The sequence below is a fragment of the Sphingopyxis sp. genome (assembly GCF_035686825.1).
Lineage (GTDB): Bacteria > Pseudomonadota > Alphaproteobacteria > Sphingomonadales > Sphingomonadaceae > Sphingopyxis.
In genome coordinates this window covers 293868-310322 of record NZ_DASRYZ010000002.1, presented here as the reverse complement: position 1 = coordinate 310322, position 16455 = coordinate 293868, and the positions used below count along the sequence as shown (strand labels likewise).

Genomic DNA, 16455 nt, shown 5'->3' with positions numbered 1-16455 from the left:
CCCGAAAACCCAAGCGAAAATGCGGCTCTCGGGTCTTGGGCGACGAGCGTTGCGCGGCGACGCCACGGCGGCTAGTTTCGCAGCCATGAAACATTGTCCCACAACGCCGCTCGCCACCCTTCTCATCGCCTCCCTCGCCGCCTGCAGCCAGCCCGCGCCGCCCGCCGACAACGCCCCCGTCGTTGCGGGTGAACCCATCGCGACGCGCGCGGTGATGATCGGCACCGAGGGACCGAGCCTGCCCGCCTGTTCGAGCATCAGCCGCGTCAAGACGGGCGGCACCGACGTCTATTGGGCGCCGAACGAAACGCGCGCGGTCAAAGCGAAGCTCGCCGGCGGCGCGAATGTCTCGCTGTGCGAGGCGGCCGAGAATGACAGCTGGTTCGGCGTCGTCTTCGCCGCGCCCGGCACCGATCCCGACATGTGCGGCGTCGGCAAGTCGGTCCCCAACGCACGCGAATATCAGGGTCCATGCCGCTGGGGCTGGATCAAGGGCGGGACGGTTCAGCTGGGCGGATAGGCCCGGCCGCGCCACCGATATGACCGGTTCGCGGCCGATAGCTGCCCGTCTTTTTACATCGTCATCCCCGCGAAAGCGGGGACCCAGAGCGTGCGAGGCTGATCTCAGACTGGTTCCCGCTTTCGCGGGAATGACGATATTGGGTTCGTCCGCTCCCCACCCCGAAGCCGACGCCCCTACCCCCGGCAATCCTCGATCACGCGCCCGATTTCGGACTGCACCGGCAATGTCAGCGCGCCGCCGCCCGGCGTCTCCAGCGCGAAACGGCCGCGGCTGAAGGCGATGCGGTCGAGCCGCGGGTCGCGGTTCGGCAGGTTCGCGCTGCCGCCGTCGAAACGGATCTGGTCGGTGCCGGCGCTGGTGCGCAGGCTGACGTTGCCCGAAAGCTCCGACGTCATGCGGATGCCGCCGCCGCTGCACGCCATCGTCAGCAGCGGATTCGCGCTGCCCGTCGGAACGAAGGCGGCGGTGCGGCTGGCGGCGTCGTAACGCCACGCGCCGCGATCGATCGCGCGATCCTCCCAGCCCGCCGTCGGAGTTGGCAGGGGGGCCGGCGCCGGCGCGGGCGCGACGGGTCGCGGCGCGGGCGGCGGCGCTTCGGGCTGGGGGATCGCGGCGCAGCCCGCGACGACCAGCATCAGCGTCGCTGCCGCCGCATAACGAAAGCCGGACATTTGCATCCTCAGAACCCCTGCCAATCGATCACTTCATCCAGCGGCGCGCGCGGCACCGGCCACTGGTTCACCGCCGCTTCGGTGTCGGCATAGCCGATCGCGAGCCCGGTGAACAAAATCTGTTCGTCGCCCAGTCCGAGCGTGCGGCGGATCGTCGCGCCATACATCGCCCAGCATTCCTGCGGGCAGCTCGCGAGGCCATGTTCGACGAGCAGCAGCATCACCGATTGCAGCCACATCCCCATGTCCGACCATTGCGGCGGCCCCATGATGCGCGAGCAATGGAGGAAAAGCATCACCGGTGCGTCGAAACCCCGGTAATTGTCCATGAACCGAGCGAGCCGCCCCGCCTTGTCCTCGCGCGGGATGCCGAGCGACGCATAGAGCGCCTCGCCGACCCCGAAGCGGCGGTCGGTCCAGGGCCCGGTCAGCGCGCGGGGATAGATGTCATATTCGGGCTCGTGCCCCTCGCGCCCCATCGCGATCCGGCTCGCGACGGCATCCTTCACCGCCTGCCAGGGCTCGCCGGTGAGCACAGTCACCTGCCACGGTTGCAGATTGCCGCCCGACGGCGCGCGCTGCGCCGCCGCGAAAATCTCCTTGAGCAGCGCCGGATCGACCGGCCGATCGGTAAAGGCGCGCACCGAGCGGCGCGCGTGGAGAGCCTCGGTAACGCTTATGTCAGTCGCTGGCATATTTATCCTCTCGCCTTTTGCCGAACAGCAATTTGCGTTCGAGCCGGGCTTTCAACTGGCGGTAATAGGAAAGCAGGAAGACGTCATCCTCTTCGGCGACCGGGCGCCCGATCTTGGCGCGGATCGCGTCGGCGACCTCGCGCATCGCGCGCGGATCGCGGCCGCGTAAAACCCGCTCGAGTTCCTGCAGCTCGAAAATGCCATAGACCGCGAGCTCGGCCTCGGTGAAGCTCATCGCGCCACCTGCGGCATCGACCGCGATATCGGCGTCGAGCTTGACCCGCTGCGCCATCACCACCCACGTGCCCGCGATCAGATCGCCCATCCGCATCCGGTCGCGGTTGAATAGCAGGAACAGGCTGAGCGTCAGCGACCAGAGCACGCCGGCGAGAATGATCCACCCCGAAACCATATCCTCCGCCGCGCCGGACCCCAGCATCATCAGCGGCAGGAAGAGTTCGAGCTCGCGGATCAAATTGCGCGCCACGACCGCGTCGGCGGTCAGGCGCCCGCCATCGCGCGCGACGACGCGGATACCCATCAGCCGCTTGCCCGGTGTCGCGGCGCGCGAGCCAAGCTCGAAGCCGATGAACCAGAAGGTGCGCAGCACGAAGGAACCGAGCAGCCAGACGACAACGGTGACGTCGGACCGCGAAGCGAGGCCGACCCACAGCATGAACAGCGAAAAGAGGAACAGCGCGAGCAGGATCAGGATGATGTCGACGAGCAGCGCGCCGAAGCGCAGCCCCGCGCTCGCGATCCTGAGTTCGAGATCGACGCCTTCGGGGGTCACGAACTGGCGGATCTTCTTCGCTTTCGCGGCGCGATGTTTCGCGTTGGCGGCGGCGGTCATGTCACATCCTCGCGCCGCGGAATGTAATAATAGGCGAGCCAGAAAAGCAGCATCAGCGTGCCGATCGCATAGCGGAGCATCGTGTCGGCGATCAGCTGGCGCCCGAAACCTTCGAGCAGTCCGGCGGCGAACAGCATCAGGATCACGCCGACCATCACCTTGCCCGCGGTGCGCCCCGCCTCCGACGCCGCCTGCAACCGCCCGCGCGCGCCGGGAAAGACGACCGCGGAACCGATCCGCAGCCCCGCGGCGCCCGACAGCGCGGCGGCGAACAATTCGGTGGTGCCGTGGATGAACAGCCAGCCGCCGAAATCGAAACCGAACCCCTTGGCGGAAAAGACCGCCATCATCGCGCCGAGCCCGATCCCCTGATAATATTCGAGCATCAGCGTCGGGACGCCGAAGGCGAAGCCGAGCGCGAAGGACAGGATCGACACGCGGCTGTTGTGCGTGAACAAATAGGTCGCGAAGACGTGCAGCCCGCTTTCGTCCTTCTCCGCCGCCGCCTTGCCGTGCCCGAGCGTCGTCTGGAGATATTCGGCGGTAGCGCGCGGGTCGCGGCCGCCCGACATCTCCTCGTCGACGAAGTTGAAATACCATTCGGGGTTGCTCGACACGAGCGAATAGCTGGTCAATGCGCCGAGCAGGATGACGAGCGCGATGATCAGCGTCTCCTTCCACACCGAGCGCACCGCGGCGGGCCAGTCGTAGAGGAAGAAGCGGCGGAGGCGGTTCCAGCGGCTTTCGCGCACGCCATAAACGAGGAAATAGCCACGGATCGACAGCGCCTCGAGATGATCGAGCAGGGCCTTGTCGAGGCTCGTCGCGCGCGCGATCGACAAGGACGAGAGCGTCGCGCGATAGAGGATGGGGAGTTGGAGCAGCTCGTCGCTTGTCAGCGCCTTCGCGCCCTTCTTCTCGAGCTTGGTGAGCAGAAGATCGAAGGCGATCCAGTCGGCTTCGCGCTCGGCGCGGAAACGGCTGGTCGAGAAGCTCGGCGCGTCGATCGTCCTTGCGGGGGCGGCGGGCGGGATCACAGGCTGCCCTGCCTTTTGATGCCGAGATAGGCCTCGACCGCGCTCGCCCCCATCGCGTCGGCGGGCACTTCGATCACGTCGGCGCCGAGGCGCTGGAGCCGCGCGATCACCAGCTGCCGGTCGCGCAGCATCGCCGCGGCAACGTTCGAGCGCGTGACGTCGGCGCCGGTCTCGGGCCGCCGCCGCTCCTCGCTCTCGACCTCCTCGTCGCGGATCACGACGAACAGCAGCCGGTGCTTCTGGACGAGCCGCCCCGCGGCGCGGATCATCAGGTCGGCGCTCGTCGCGTCGGTGAATTCGGTGAAAAGGATTATCAGCGAGCGGCGGTTGAGCTGCGCGCTGAGCGTCGTCAGCGCGAGGGTGAAATTGCTCTCGACATGCGCATAGTCGATCAGGCTCGCGGCGCGCTGCAGTGCCGGGAAATCCCGCGTGTGCATATAGGCGGGGGTCAGCGCCTGCGGCTTGGCGGCAAAGGAAAAGAAGCTGATCCGGTCGTTGAGCTTGAGCCCGACATAGGCGAGCAGCAGCGCCGCCGACACCGCGCGGTCGACGCGCGGCATGCCGCCGACGGGCTCGGCCATCGTCCGCCCGCTGTCGATCGCGAGGACGACGCGATTGTCGCGCTCGACGCGATATTCCTTGGCGAGCAGTTTGACGTGGCGCGCCGACGCGTTCCAGTCGATCGCGCGCCGGTCCATCCCGGGCTGATATTCGGCGAGCGCCTCGAACTCGGTGCCTTCGCCGCGGAAACGCTGCTGGCGAAGGCCGAACCAGCTGTTACGCTGGAACAGCCGGCTGCCCTCGTCGGTGACGGCGCGCAGGCTGGGCACGACGTGGATCGTACCGCCGATCTCGAATTTGCGCTGTTTCCACACGAGCCCGAGCGGGCCCGCCCAGCGGAGCCACAGCGCCTCGATGCGCGCCTGCCCGCGCCGCGATGCGGTGAGCGCGAGTGTGCGAACGAGTGCGCCGCCCGTATTGGCACGCCGCATATCGCCCGCGAGGCGTCCGTCCTCGGCGAGCCTTTCGTCGAGCGCGAGCGCGAGCTCGGCGCGCGGCGGGACGCTGCGGCCGCTTGCGGTCAGCGATAGGTCGAACGGGTCGCCGACGCCGACCTGATGCGGGAAACGCGCATCGAGCGTCAGATGGCGCGGACTGGCGCCCGCCAGGCAATCGAGGATCAGGCAGGCGATGATCACGCCGATCCAGCCGGGCGCGACCAGCCACAGCTCGGGCCGGATCAGCCCGAGCGCGAGCGCCATCGGGGCGCCCGCGAGCAGCAGATAGATCGCGCGGCGAGTCGGATAGATCAACGCGGCACCTCTTCGCGTTCGAGCAAGGCCGCGACGACCTGCTCGACGCCCCGGCCCTCGATCTCGGCGGCGGCCGACAGGATGACGCGGTGGCGGAGCACGCCCGCGGCAAGGCGCTGTACGTCGTCGGGGATCACATAGTCGCGCCCGTCGAGCGCCGCCGCCGCGCACGCCGCGCGCGCGAGCAACGTCGCGGCGCGCGGGGAGGCACCGCATTCGAGGTCGGCACTCTCGCGCGTCGCGCGGACGAGGCGGACGATATAGTCAACGATCTCTTCGGCGAGCCGCACCGTCGCGATGATGTCGATCGCCTCGCCGATCGCTTTCGCATCGGCGACCTGCGTCACCCCGAAATCGCCGACCGCCGGGCTCTTGAAGCGCCCGCCATGGTCGGCGACGATGCGCCGTTCCTCGTCGGCGTCGGGATAATCGACGACGAGCTTGAACAGGAAGCGGTCGAGCTGCGCTTCGGGAAGCGGATAGACGCCCTGCTGTTCGATCGGGTTCTGCGTCGCGAGCACCGTAAAGCGCGGGCTCATGACGTGCGGCTCGCCATTGATCGTGACGCGCCGCTCCTGCATCGCTTCCAGGAGCGCGGCCTGCGTCTTCGGCGGGGTGCGGTTGATCTCGTCGGCGAGCAGCAATTCGGTGAAGATCGGCCCCTTGGTCAGGGTGAAGCTCGACGTCTGGAAGTTGAACAGGTTCGATCCCAATATGTCGCCCGGCATCAGGTCGGGGGTGAACTGGATGCGTCCGAAATCGAGCCCCGTCGCGCGCGCGAAGGCTTGCGCGAGAAGCGTCTTCGCCGTCCCCGGCGGACCTTCGAGCAGGACGTGGCCGCCCGCGAGCAGCGCGATCGTCACCATGCGGGTGAGCGGACCTTGCCCGAACACGGCCTTGGCGACCTCGCCCTCGATCGCGGCGCCGAGCGCCCGCACGCTCTCGATCCCTTTGGCGATATTAGCTGTCACGGAGTAGATCCTTCCTGATGTCGTGCAGCGCCTGCGCGTCTGCGAGGAATTCATGGGTGTTGCGCGCGAGCGGCAGGCGCCGGGCGAGCGCGGAGAAAAGCTCGCTGCCCTTGCCCAGGTGCCGGTCGATCCACGCATCGGTTTCGGCGTCGTCGAGCCCGGTGGGAGCGTGCAGCCGCCGCGCGATCGCGATGCGCTGGCTCTTTACATAGGCCTCAGCGCCGTCGAGTTCACGCCGCGCCTGCCGGATCAGGTCGGCGCTGTTCGCGATCAGCGCCGCCTTCGACACCGGGATCGCACGGCCCGGCTTCAGCGCCGGGCCGAAGCGCATCCACGCCTGCCACAGCGCGAGCAGCCCAGCCGCGAGCAGGCAGAGCGTGATGCCGATGAAGGGCGGGACGAAGGCGAAGCGGAGCAGCGAACGCTGGCCGCCGAAGCCGTTGAGCGTCACATCGAAAGCGAGCCCGTCGGCATCGGCATAGTCGGCAACGGCGTCGATCAGCATCGCGCCGCCGCGCGCCCTGTCGCGCGAGGCGAAGGCGAGATTGTTGATGAGGTCGGGGTCGGCGAGAATGTAGAGATCGCGATCGCCGACCTGCGCCAGCACCGCCCCGCCGCCCGGCGCGGCGATCAGCGTTTCGAGATTGTCGCCCGAAATCGTCTGCACATTGGCCGGCAGCCAGGCGGTGAAGCTGTGTCCCGCAAGGCGCGCGGGCACGTCCTGCGCCTTGCCCGGCGCAGCCTTGATCGCAACCTTGCCGAAATGCGCGGGGGGAAGCATGGCATCGCGCGGCTTGACCGGAAGGCCGACGCTAACCCAGCCGGGCTTCTCCGCCTGGCCGGGCACCGCCATCGTTTGCCATTTGGGCAGCACGATCAGCGCCGGCGTGCTGATCTGCGCGTCGAGCAGCTCGGCGATCTCGGACGCGCGGGTGCGATGCGTCGGCGTGAGGATCAGCAGCGGCTCATATTCTTCGTAGCGCGTCGTCTCGACCTTCCGCCGCAGTTCGACTTCAGCGCCCGCGCGCTCCGAAAGGTCGACGATCGCGGCATAGCCCGGCGCCGCCTTCGACAGCGCATGGCCGCCGCCGTCATTGCCGCTGCTGAGCTGCGGCCCGAGCGCGATCAGTGCCCAGAGCGCGATGAAAGCGACCACGCCGATCGCGACGACCGCGGCGATCAGTCGCGGGTTGAAGCCATGATCGTCGGTGGAGGCCTCGCTCATGCGCGCGCCCAATTCTTCGGCACCGTGAGCTCGGCATAGGCCGCGCGGCATTGCTCCCACGCCCCGGCGTCGATCGATCGCCCGCCGAACAGGCTGATCTCGACCGCGCGCGCGATACGGCTGAATGCGCCGCGCGCGACCGACGGCAGGTCGTGTGCTTCGGCCAGGTCGCGCGACGTCATCGCGGGTTTGACGAGCCCGGGGCGGCGGCCTTCGATATCCTCGACGCTGCGATAGAGGAGCAGATGAACCGCTTCGGCGAAGCGCCCCTCGGCGGCGAGCGCATCGGCCTCGGTGAGCAGCGCGCGCGCAGCGCCGGCCTCGGCCTGCCCGATGGCATCGTCCGCATCCGCGTCGCCGCGCTTGCGACCGAAGCGCAGATTGTCGACCCACCGCGCAAAGGCGGGGACGAAATGGTAAAGGAGGAACAGCAGGATCAGCGCGACGACGATCCACATCAGCGGCTTCGCGGCGGGCGCGCTCCACTCGAAAAAATTGCCGATCGCGTTCAGCAGCGACTTCAGCCACTCGGGCGTCGGCGGCGGGGGTGGAGGCGGCGGCGGAAAGGCGGTCTGGATCTCGCCGCCCGCGATCGTCTGGCTATAAGCCGGATCGACGAGTTCGGGGTCGAGCAGCCACCCCTGACCCCCACCGGCGCCGGACGTGTCGGCCGCAGCCGACGTCTGGGCGATCCACATGGATATCATGTTGAAAAGATGATCTCGCCCCGCTCGGTCATTACCGATCTTGGTAGCGCGAGCGCGCTCTGCAAGGCAAGAGATGCTTGCGCGCCGAACTGCCCCGTTCTAGCGCGCGGAAAAATCGGCCGGTTCGTTACAATCGAAACCACCGGCCGCGCGACAGGAGAGACAGGTGGACGCGGCGCAGGCGGTACATGAGAAATTCCTTGGCGCGCTGGCAAGCGGCAGACTGCCCAGCCGCGCCGATGCGCCCGATCCCGCCGCAGCCGGGCTGTCGCGCGGCCGCGCGACCGATATCTTCCTGTCGCAGCTGACGAGCCGCCAGATGGACCGGCTGTCGCGCCATCTGCAGGCGCGCGGCGAGGGTTTCTACACGATCGGCTCGTCGGGGCACGAGGGCAATGCGGCGGTCGCGGCGGCGCTGCGCGTCACCGACATGGCCTTCCTCCACTATCGCTCGAACGCCTTCCAGCTTCACCGGTCGCGCCAGCTTCCCGGCGGCACGCCGACATGGGACATGCTGCTGAGCTTCGCCGCGTCGTCGGAGGATCCGATTTCGGGCGGGCGGCACAAGGTGATCGGTTCGAAGTCGCTCGCCATCCCGCCGCAAACCTCGACGATCGCCTCGCATTTGCCCAAGGCGGTCGGCGCCGCCTTTTCGATCGGCATCGCGCGCCGCCTCGGCATGACCGGGCTGCCGCTGCCCGACGACGCGGTCGTGCTCACAAGCTTCGGCGACGCCTCGGCAAACCATTCGACCGCGCAGGGCGCGTTCAACACCGCGGGCTGGGCTGCCTTCCAGGGCTCGCCGATGCCGCTGATCTTCCTTTGCGAGGATAATGGCATCGGCATTTCGACGCGCACCCCGACCGGCTGGATCGAAGCGCAGTTCCGCCACCGCGCCGGTCTCCACTACATCAAATGCGACGGCACCGACCTCGTCTCGGCCTATGCGGGCGCCGCCGAGGCGGCCGATTATGCGCGGCGCACCCGCAAGCCCGTTTTCCTCCACATGGGCACCGTTCGCCTTTATGGCCACGCCGGATCGGACGTGCAGGGCGCCTATCTTCCCAAGGCGCTGATCGAGGCCGACGAGGCGCGCGACCCGCTGCTCGCGGGCGCGGCACTGATGACCGAACATGGCTGGATGAGCGCGGGCGAGATCGCCGAAGCCTATCAGGAAATCGGTGCCACGCTCGCGCGGCAGGCCGAAGCGGCAATCCAGCGCCCCAAGATCATAACGCCCGCGCATGTGATGCAAAGCCTGATCCCGCCCAAGCGCGAGGTGGCGCGGGTCAACACGCCGTCGGACGAGGATCGTAAGGCGATGTTCGGCAGCGATGCGGGCCAGATGGACAAGCCGATGCACATGGCGCGGCTCCTTTCCTGGGCGCTCGCCGACCTGATGCTCGCGCACAAGGAAATCGCCGTGATGGGCGAGGATGTTGGACCGAAGGGCGGCGTCTACAACGTCACGGCGAAGCTCCACCAGCGTTTCGGATCGGCGCGGGTGGTCAACACGTTGCTCGACGAACAGGCGATCCTCGGGCTCGCGATCGGCATGGCGCACAACGGCTTTATCCCGATGCCCGAGATCCAGTTCCTCGCCTATGTCCACAATGCCGAGGACCAGATTCGCGGCGAGGCGGCGACGCTCAGCTTTTTCTCCGACGGGCAATATAGCAATCCGATGGTCATCCGCATCGCGGGGCTCGGCTATCAGAAGGGCTTCGGCGGCCATTTCCACAACGACAACAGCCTCGCGGTCTTCCGCGACATTCCCGGCGTCATCCTTGCGGTGCCCTCGAACGGACGCGACGCGACCCAGATGCTGCGCGAATGCGTGCGGCTGGCGCGCGAGGAGCAGCGCGTGATCGTCTTCGTCGAGCCGATCGCGCTCTATATGACGCGCGACCTCCACAAAGAGGGCGACGGCCTGTGGACCAGCGTCTACGAGGCGCCGGGCGAAGGTGCGCCGATCCGTCTCGGCGACGTCGGGGTCCACGGCGACGGCACCGACCTCGCGATCGTCACTTACGGCAATGGATATTATCTGTCACGGCAGGCCGAAAAATTGCTCGCCGACGATGGCATCAAGGCGCGCGTGATCGACCTGCGATGGCTCGGACCGGTCGACGAAGCGAAGCTGGTGGCGGCCGTCGGCGACGCGAAACGCATCCTGATCGTCGACGAATGCCGCATTACCGGATCGCAGAGCGAAGCATTGATGGCGACCTTCGTCGAACGCACGCCAGACAAGAAGCTCGCGCGCATCGCCGCCGACGACAGCTTCATCCCCCTGGGCAAGGCGGCGACGCTGACGCTGCCGAGCCGCGACAGCATCATCGCCGCCGCGAAGGAGCTGCTGGCATGAGCGCGCGCAAGACCGCGATCGTCGTCGCCCCCGGCCGCGGCACCTATGGCAAGGGCGAGCTCGGCAGCATCGCCCGATTCCACGGCGCTCGCTTCGCGGACCTCGTCGCCGATTTCGACGCGCAGCGCCGCGACCGCGGTCAGCCGACGGTCACCGAACTCGACGGCGCCGACCGCTTCAGTGTGGCAACGCATATGCGCGGCGACGTTGCGGCGCCGCTGATCTACACCGCGACCGCGCTCGATTATCTGAGCATCGACCGCGAAAAATACGACATCGTCGCGGCCCTCGGCAATTCGATGGGCTGGTACAGCGCGCTCGCGCTCGGCGGCGCGGTTTCGGTCGAGGACGGCTTCCGTATATCGAACGCGATGGGCCTCAACAGCCAGACACACGGTCCGGGCGGGCAGATTTTGCTGCAAGTGGTCGACGAGGATTGGCGTCCGGTACCCGGGCTGCGCGAAAAGCTGCTGGACCTTGCCGCGGCGATCGACGCCCGTCCGGACCACGCGCTCGCGCTGTCGATCGACCTCGCCGGCATGCTCGTGCTCGCGGGCAATGAGGAAGGGCTGGCCGCGCTGCTCGCCGAAGCGCCGCCGACCCCGGGGCGCGATCCGCTGCGCCTCGCGGGCCACGGCCCCTTTCACACGGCGCTGATGTTCGGCAGTTCGGACAAGGCCCGGGCCGAGTTGCCGGTCGCGCTTTTCGGCCGCCCCGACATTCCGATGGTCGATGGCCGCGGCCATATCTGGCGCCGCTTCTCCAGCGACCCCGCCGAGATTTGGGACTATACTTTCGGCCACCAGATCCTCGCGCCTTATGATTTCGCACTGTCGGTGCAGGTCGCGGTCAAGGAATATGCGCCCGACGCGATCATCCTGCCCGGCCCGGGCGACACGCTCGGCGGCGCGATCGCGCAATCGCTGATCGGCATCGGCTGGCAGGGCATGACAAGCAAGGCCGATTTCATGGCGCGGCAGGCGTCGGACCCCATCCTGTTCTCGATGGGCCGCGCCGACCAGCGCGCGCTGGTTACCGGACAGCGATAGGGCCGGCAGAGAGGAACGTCCCTGCCGGCCCTGTTGTTTGCCCGGGGTCAGGTGGGGTTGACCCCGGGCGGATGAACGGCAGCGCCAATGGGGACCAACTCAAGGGCGGTACACCGTTCATTTTCCTTATAGGCGCTACGCGCGGCGACTGGCCGGGTTCCCGTGCGATCATGCACCGAAACGGACCCGATCGCCCGACGCGGCGCGCGCATATTCGGCGGTGAACTGCAATCGCAGCAGTTCGGCCACATTACCTGCGCCTGCGCGGCGCATGATATTCGCGCGGTGCACTTCGACGGTGCGCGGGCTGAGGTCGAGCCGCCGCGCGATCGCCTTGTTGCCGAGCCCGGCGGCGATCGCATCCAGAATGTCGCGCTCGCGCGGGGTCAGCGCCGCCAGCCGCGCTTCGGCCTCGCGATGCCGCGCCAGCGCGCCTTGCGCCGCGCGCCAGTCGGCAAGCGCCGCGTCGATCGTGCGCCGGACGAGGCGAGGGTCGAGCGGCGCGGGCAGCAGATCCTGTGCCCCGCCGCGCAGGATCGCGCGCGATTCGGCGATGCTGAGCTGTTCGGCGGCGACGAAGGCGAGGATCGCGGGACGCCCGGCAATCCGTTCGAGCAGCGCCGTGCCGTCGGTTCGCCCGGGCTGGCGCCAGCGAAAAAGCAACACGCCGGACAGATCGTCGCCCTCGGCCTCGATCCAGGCGTCCGCGCTCGCAAAGCTGCGAACGACCCGCGCATGACCTGTAGCAAGCGTGCGAAAACAGGCCGCCCGTTCGACAGGGTCGGGCAGGATCAGATGGATATGGTCCCCGCTTTCGGTCACGCTGCGATGCTGCGCGCGAAACGATCGGGCCGACAGCGGGAAAGGATCGGCGGCGGCGCCATATCGGCGCGTTTTTCGAATTGCGCGCGCCGCGTTTCCGGATTTGGTGACCCCTACGGGAATCGAACCCGTGTTTCAGCCGTGAGAGGGCCGCGTCCTGACCGCTAGACGAAGGGGCCTTAGGTCGGAAATTTCGCAGGTGAGAGGAGCCGACCGCTCCTTTGACCGATGGTGACCCCTACGGGACTCGAACCCGTGTTTTCGCCGTGAAAGGGCGACGTCCTAGACCGCTAGACGAAGGGGCCGTCTGATCGGTGAGCGGGCGCCTTAGACGGGCGTTTGGGCGCGGTCAAGCATGGCGACGCCACCCCCGCGCAAAAATATTGCGCCGCACCCGAGCGGCCCGCCGCTAGTCGGCCCAGGCGGCATCCTCGAGATGTAATTCGGCGGCGGGGCGGCTGCCCCAATCGTCCCGTTTTGCGCGGCCCGCGAGCCATAATTTGCGCCCGCGCGCGTGGAGCAAGGCCTGTCCCAGCTCGGTCCCGGCACTGCGAAAGGCGACCGCCTTGAAGCGCGCGCCGTCGTCGCCCGACACGATGAGGCGGACATGGTCGGTACCGACGATCCCCGATTCGACGATTCGCAAAGGGCCGGTCGCGACGCGCGGTGCAGGCCAGCCGGCGCCATAGGGACCCGCGCTTTCGATCGCGTCGCACCACAGCGGATTGATCCCGCGCGGCGCGAGTACCGCGTCGATCAGCAGCGCCTTGTCGCCGCTCGCGCGCTCGACGTCGGCGGCGAGACGGTCGTTCAGAAACGCGCCAAGCGCATCGACCTTGTCCCTTTCGACCGTCAGCCCCGCCGCCATCGCGTGACCGCCGCCCGCGACGAGCAGGCCCGTTTCCTTCGCGGCGAGGATCGCGGCGCCAAGGTCGACGCCCGAAATCGAGCGCCCCGACCCCTTGCCGACGCCCTCCTCGTCGACCGCGATCACGATCGCGGGACGATGCAATTTTTCCTTCAGGCGCCCGGCGACGATGCCGATGACGCCCGGATGCCAGCCCTCGCCCGCGACGATCGCAACGGGTGCGTTGCCGCAGGCGGCGCTCGCTTCGATCGCCTGTTCGAGCACCGCGGCCTCGATCGCGCGGCGTTCTTCGTTTAGCCGGTTGAGCTCGGCTGCGATCTCCGCCGCTTCCTGCGGATCGCTCGTCGTGAGCAGCCGCACGCCGAGGTCCGACTTGCCGACGCGCCCGCCGGCGTTGATCCGCGGGCCGAGCGCAAAGCCCATGTCGCTCGCGCTCGGCGGCTTGGTGAGCCGCGCGGCGTCCATCAGCGCCGCGAGACCCATGTTGCCGCGCCGTGCCATCACCTTCAGCCCCTGCGTCACGAGCGCGCGGTTGAAGCCGGTGAGGCGCGCGACGTCGGCGACGGTCCCGAGCGCGACGAGGTCGAGCAGCTCGATCAGCGCAGGCTCGTCGCGGCCCGCGAAAAAGCCGCGTGCGCGAAGCGTGCGGAGCAGCGCGGCGCCGAGCAGGAAGGCGACGCCGACCGCGGCGAGATTACCGTGGATCGCGGCATCGGGTTCCTCGTCGAGCCGGTTGGGGTTCACGAGCGCGAGCGCCGCGGGCAGCGTCGTCGCGCACTGGTGATGGTCGACGACAATCACCTCGACCCCCGCCGCCTTGGCCTCGGCGATCGCGTCGAACGCTTGCGCGCCGCAGTCGACGGTGACGACGAGCTTCGATCCCGCCTCGCCAATCTTGACGAGCGCGGCGCCCGACGGGCCATAGCCCTCCATCAAGCGGTCGGGGATATAGGCGCCGACAGGAAGGCCGAGCCCGCGCAGCAATCGGACGAGCAGCGCCGCCGAGGTCGCGCCGTCGACGTCGTAATCGCCGAAAATCGTCACCGCTTCGCGGGCCTCCACCGCGTCGGCGAGCCGCGCGGCGGCAGTGTCCATGTCGCGAAACAGCGAGGGGTCGGGCATGAAGCCGCGCAGCGTTGGCGTGCGCTGCCGGTCGAGATCGTCGCGCGCGACGCCGCGCGCGAGCAGCAATTGGGTGACGAGATCGTCGGGGGCGAGATTTTCGCCGGCCATGTCGGCGCTCGCCCGCCGCCAGTGCCAGGGCTGCCCGACGATCGAGCGCGTAATTCCGAGCGCCGCATCACTCATCGCCGCGCCCTCGCGGCAAGGATGCGGGCGCGCAGCGCCTGTGCCGTGGCCGCCGGGATCGCAGGAATCTCATGGCTGGCGAGCGAGCTGCCGCCCGGCACGCCGAACACCAAAGTCGCGAGGCCCAAGGGACGCAGGATGAAATCGCTCTTGAGGTCGATGCTCTGCACCGACGCGTGCGGGAGCAGCGTCGTCTTGGGCTTCCATATTCCGCGCCGGATCGCCACTTGCTCGCCGAGGTCGGTCCAGCGGTGGAAGCGGGCGCCGAACAGCGACCCCGCACCGATCAGCAGCCCGGCGACCGGACCCAGCCAGCCGAGCGGTTGACCGAACGACACCGCGACAAGCCCGCCGGTCGCTGCGCACACCGCGCCGATCAGACCGCCGAGCGCGACGATGCGATGGCTGTGCTGCCATGCCGCCTCCGCCCCCGGCCGCGCGATCGCGATCTCGTCCAGCACCGGGTCGATTTCGGCCAGCTTGCCGAAGGGGACGACCTGATGGTCGCGCTCCTTCTCGCCATCGCTCGCAAGGCTTTGCAGACGGAGCTCGTGCCAGCCGAAACACCGGCGAAACCAGCCGGTAATGAGGATCGCCGCCTGCACGCGCTTGACCGGCACCGCGACGTCGGTGCGCGTCGTCAGCCCGCGGGTTCGGCGGAGCGCGCGCGGCTCGCGCGTCAGGCGGAAATCCCAGTTGGCGAAGACCATCATCGCGACCCCGCTCGCGAAACCGATCAGCAGCAGCGACAGCGCCGCACCGATCCCTGCCACCCAGCGATGCGCGAGCAGCCACTGGTCGAGGCCATAGCTTTCGGCGATGTCGATCCAGTCCATCGGATTGAAAATATTGAAATCGAACGGCAACAGCCCGTCGAAAAACTGCATAGCGGCGCCGACCACCGCGAGCGCGGCGAGCGAGAAGTTGAACAGCCCCGCGGTCAGCAACCGCCCCGGCCTCATTACGAAGAGCAGCCGATCGTCCGGCGCGGGCACGGCCGTATCGGGGGCGCCCGCAGCGACGGCCGCCGCCGCCTCGCCGCTGCGATGCGCGCGGATCGTCGTGCGCAGCGCCTGCGCCGCGTCGAGCGCGATCGCGTTGAGACTCGCATCATTTTCCTTGCCGCCCGCGCCGGTTTCGAATCCGACCTTGGCGATGCCGAAGGCACGCGCGACGAGCCCCTGCTCGATGCCGACGTCCTGAATGCGGTCGAAGGGGATGGTGCGGTGCTGGCGCGCAAAGACGCCGCTTTCGATCACCACCTCGTCGTCGCCGACGAGGAAGCGGAAGCGCAGCCACTGGAACCAGGCGGCGAGCAGCGAGATCAGTAGGAACGCACCGACCGCCGGGACGATCCAGAGCCAGTTGCCCGTAAAGCCGAGCGCAGCCACCGCGGGCAGGAAGTTGAGCGATTTCGGCCCGAGCGCGACAATCGCGAGCGCCAGCGTCGCGGGGTGCAGCCGCTGCCAGCGCGTCTCGTCCTCCGGCGCGGCGAGGGCTGCGGCGTCGGTCATGCGAAGTCGGTCTGGATATGGCGGCGGATCGTCTCGCGCATCGCCGCCGCGAGGTCGCTGGGCAATCCGGGCAGCGTCACCGTGCTGTTGTGCGTGCCCGACGTGTGGACGATCAGGTGCGACAGGCCGAACCAGCGTTCGATCGGCCCCTGGCCGACGTCGATATGCTGGACGCGCACGAAGGGCACGATCGTATCGGTGCGGAACAGCCAGCCGCGTGCGACGCGAAGCTGGCCGTCGCCGATCTTGTAACCCCAGCGCGACACGCGCCGCGACGGGAAACTGACGATCGTGACGATCGCGATCAGCCACGCCAGCGCGGTGATCAGCCCGTAAGGGCCCTCGATATGGCGGATCAGCAGCGCGTCGAAAACGCTCGCACCGATCGCGAGCGGGATCAGGTTGAGCGCGGTCGCGATGCGCAGCACTTTCGCATAGGCCGGATCGACCGGGTGCAGCCCCTCGGCGGCGTTGAGCGCCTCGGGTGCGAAGGGGTCGGTCGGATGCGCGGCGGGCGTGTCGGTCATGCTC

At 68.4% G+C, this 16455-nt stretch carries 15 protein-coding genes and 2 tRNA genes; 3 read left to right on the top strand and 14 right to left on the bottom strand.

The annotated features are described in order from the left end of the window. Positions 1-85 precede the first annotated feature (85 nt). Entirely contained in the window at positions 86-520 is a 435-nt protein-coding gene (locus VFG17_RS02735; protein ID WP_325027927.1) for a hypothetical protein, read from the top strand. Positions 521-696: 176 nt separating this feature from the next. On the opposite strand, the gene VFG17_RS02730 is transcribed toward VFG17_RS02735, so the two are convergent. The 8 genes from VFG17_RS02730 to VFG17_RS02695 all read right to left on the bottom strand — a co-directional run bounded on the left by VFG17_RS02730 (position 697) and on the right by VFG17_RS02695 (position 7986). After that, positions 697-1194: a hypothetical protein gene (locus VFG17_RS02730; RefSeq protein ID WP_325027926.1), complete on the bottom strand. Its 498-nt coding sequence runs from the start codon at positions 1192-1194 to the stop codon at positions 697-699. A gap of 8 nt (positions 1195-1202) precedes the next feature. Next, complete coding sequence (locus VFG17_RS02725; protein ID WP_325027925.1) at positions 1203-1889, bottom strand: nitroreductase; 687 nt, start codon at positions 1887-1889, stop codon at positions 1203-1205. Then, on the bottom strand, positions 1876-2742 hold the full coding sequence (locus VFG17_RS02720; RefSeq protein ID WP_325027924.1) for an RDD family protein: 867 nt from the start codon (positions 2740-2742) through the stop codon (positions 1876-1878). Before VFG17_RS02720 ends, VFG17_RS02725 begins: the two co-directional genes overlap by 14 nt. Then, entirely contained in the window at positions 2739-3779 is a 1041-nt protein-coding gene (locus tag VFG17_RS02715; protein WP_325027923.1) for a stage II sporulation protein M, read from the bottom strand. Before VFG17_RS02715 ends, VFG17_RS02720 begins: the two co-directional genes overlap by 4 nt. Further along, a complete protein-coding gene (locus tag VFG17_RS02710) occupies positions 3776-5092 on the bottom strand; it encodes a DUF58 domain-containing protein (protein ID WP_325027922.1) in 1317 nt (438 codons plus the stop codon). The genes VFG17_RS02715 and VFG17_RS02710 overlap by 4 nt, the downstream gene beginning before the upstream one ends. After that, positions 5089-5958, bottom strand: a complete 870-nt coding sequence (locus VFG17_RS02705) for an AAA family ATPase (protein WP_414712927.1) — start codon at positions 5956-5958, stop codon at positions 5089-5091. Before VFG17_RS02705 ends, VFG17_RS02710 begins: the two co-directional genes overlap by 4 nt. A 94-nt stretch (positions 5959-6052) precedes the next feature. Next, a complete protein-coding gene (locus VFG17_RS02700; RefSeq protein WP_325027921.1) occupies positions 6053-7288 on the bottom strand; it encodes a DUF4350 domain-containing protein in 1236 nt (411 codons plus the stop codon). After that, positions 7285-7986, bottom strand: coding sequence for a DUF4129 domain-containing protein (locus VFG17_RS02695; protein WP_325027920.1), 702 nt, complete (start codon positions 7984-7986; stop codon positions 7285-7287). Before VFG17_RS02695 ends, VFG17_RS02700 begins: the two co-directional genes overlap by 4 nt. A gap of 175 nt (positions 7987-8161) precedes the next feature. Here VFG17_RS02695 and VFG17_RS02690 point away from each other — a divergent pair, with 175 nt between their 5' ends. Then, the gene (locus tag VFG17_RS02690; RefSeq protein WP_325027919.1) at positions 8162-10363 is read left to right on the top strand and encodes a thiamine pyrophosphate-dependent enzyme; all 2202 of its coding nucleotides are present in this window, start codon (positions 8162-8164) and stop codon (positions 10361-10363) included. Continuing rightward, complete coding sequence (locus VFG17_RS02685; RefSeq protein WP_325027918.1) at positions 10360-11412, top strand: ACP S-malonyltransferase; 1053 nt, start codon at positions 10360-10362, stop codon at positions 11410-11412. Before VFG17_RS02690 ends, VFG17_RS02685 begins: the two co-directional genes overlap by 4 nt. Before the next feature lie 168 nt (positions 11413-11580). Here the strand turns inward: VFG17_RS02685 and VFG17_RS02680 are convergent, their stop codons facing one another. The 6 genes from VFG17_RS02680 to VFG17_RS02655 all read right to left on the bottom strand — a co-directional run bounded on the left by VFG17_RS02680 (position 11581) and on the right by VFG17_RS02655 (position 16451). Continuing rightward, positions 11581-12234, bottom strand: a complete 654-nt coding sequence (locus VFG17_RS02680) for a response regulator transcription factor (protein WP_325027917.1) — start codon at positions 12232-12234, stop codon at positions 11581-11583. 104 nt (positions 12235-12338) lie between these two features. Then, positions 12339-12413 (bottom strand) — tRNA-Glu (locus VFG17_RS02675). Positions 12414-12463: 50 nt separating this feature from the next. After that, positions 12464-12539: transfer RNA gene (locus VFG17_RS02670), tRNA-Glu, on the bottom strand. Between the two features lie 104 nt (positions 12540-12643). Further along, positions 12644-14410 carry a single-stranded-DNA-specific exonuclease RecJ gene (recJ, locus tag VFG17_RS02665; protein ID WP_325027916.1) on the bottom strand — a complete coding sequence of 589 codons (1767 nt, stop codon included), beginning with the start codon at positions 14408-14410 and terminating at the stop codon, positions 12644-12646. Further along, complete coding sequence (locus VFG17_RS02660; RefSeq protein ID WP_325027915.1) at positions 14407-15924, bottom strand: PH domain-containing protein; 1518 nt, start codon at positions 15922-15924, stop codon at positions 14407-14409. The genes recJ and VFG17_RS02660 overlap by 4 nt, the downstream gene beginning before the upstream one ends. Continuing rightward, complete coding sequence (locus tag VFG17_RS02655; protein WP_325027914.1) at positions 15921-16451, bottom strand: PH domain-containing protein; 531 nt, start codon at positions 16449-16451, stop codon at positions 15921-15923. Before VFG17_RS02655 ends, VFG17_RS02660 begins: the two co-directional genes overlap by 4 nt. Positions 16452-16455: the final 4 nt, after the last annotated feature.

What these genes read in the sequence shown, in the direction of transcription:
- VFG17_RS02735 (WP_325027927.1), top strand. Translation starts at nt 86, where the DNA reads ATGAAACATTGTCCCACAACGCCGCTCGCCACCCTTCTCATCGCCTCC.
- VFG17_RS02730 (WP_325027926.1), bottom strand. Translation starts at nt 1,194, where the DNA reads ATGTCCGGCTTTCGTTATGCGGCGGCAGCGACGCTGATGCTGGTCGTC.
- VFG17_RS02725 (WP_325027925.1), bottom strand. Translation starts at nt 1,889, where the DNA reads ATGCCAGCGACTGACATAAGCGTTACCGAGGCTCTCCACGCGCGCCGC.
- VFG17_RS02720 (WP_325027924.1), bottom strand. Translation starts at nt 2,742, where the DNA reads ATGACCGCCGCCGCCAACGCGAAACATCGCGCCGCGAAAGCGAAGAAG.
- VFG17_RS02705 (WP_414712927.1), bottom strand. Translation starts at nt 5,958, where the DNA reads ATGGTGACGATCGCGCTGCTCGCGGGCGGCCACGTCCTGCTCGAAGGT.
- VFG17_RS02700 (WP_325027921.1), bottom strand. Translation starts at nt 7,288, where the DNA reads ATGAGCGAGGCCTCCACCGACGATCATGGCTTCAACCCGCGACTGATC.
- VFG17_RS02695 (WP_325027920.1), bottom strand. Translation starts at nt 7,986, where the DNA reads ATGTGGATCGCCCAGACGTCGGCTGCGGCCGACACGTCCGGCGCCGGT.
- VFG17_RS02685 (WP_325027918.1), top strand. Translation starts at nt 10,360, where the DNA reads ATGAGCGCGCGCAAGACCGCGATCGTCGTCGCCCCCGGCCGCGGCACC.
- recJ (WP_325027916.1), bottom strand. Translation starts at nt 14,410, where the DNA reads ATGAGTGATGCGGCGCTCGGAATTACGCGCTCGATCGTCGGGCAGCCC.
- VFG17_RS02660 (WP_325027915.1), bottom strand. Translation starts at nt 15,924, where the DNA reads ATGACCGACGCCGCAGCCCTCGCCGCGCCGGAGGACGAGACGCGCTGG.
- VFG17_RS02655 (WP_325027914.1), bottom strand. Translation starts at nt 16,451, where the DNA reads ATGACCGACACGCCCGCCGCGCATCCGACCGACCCCTTCGCACCCGAG.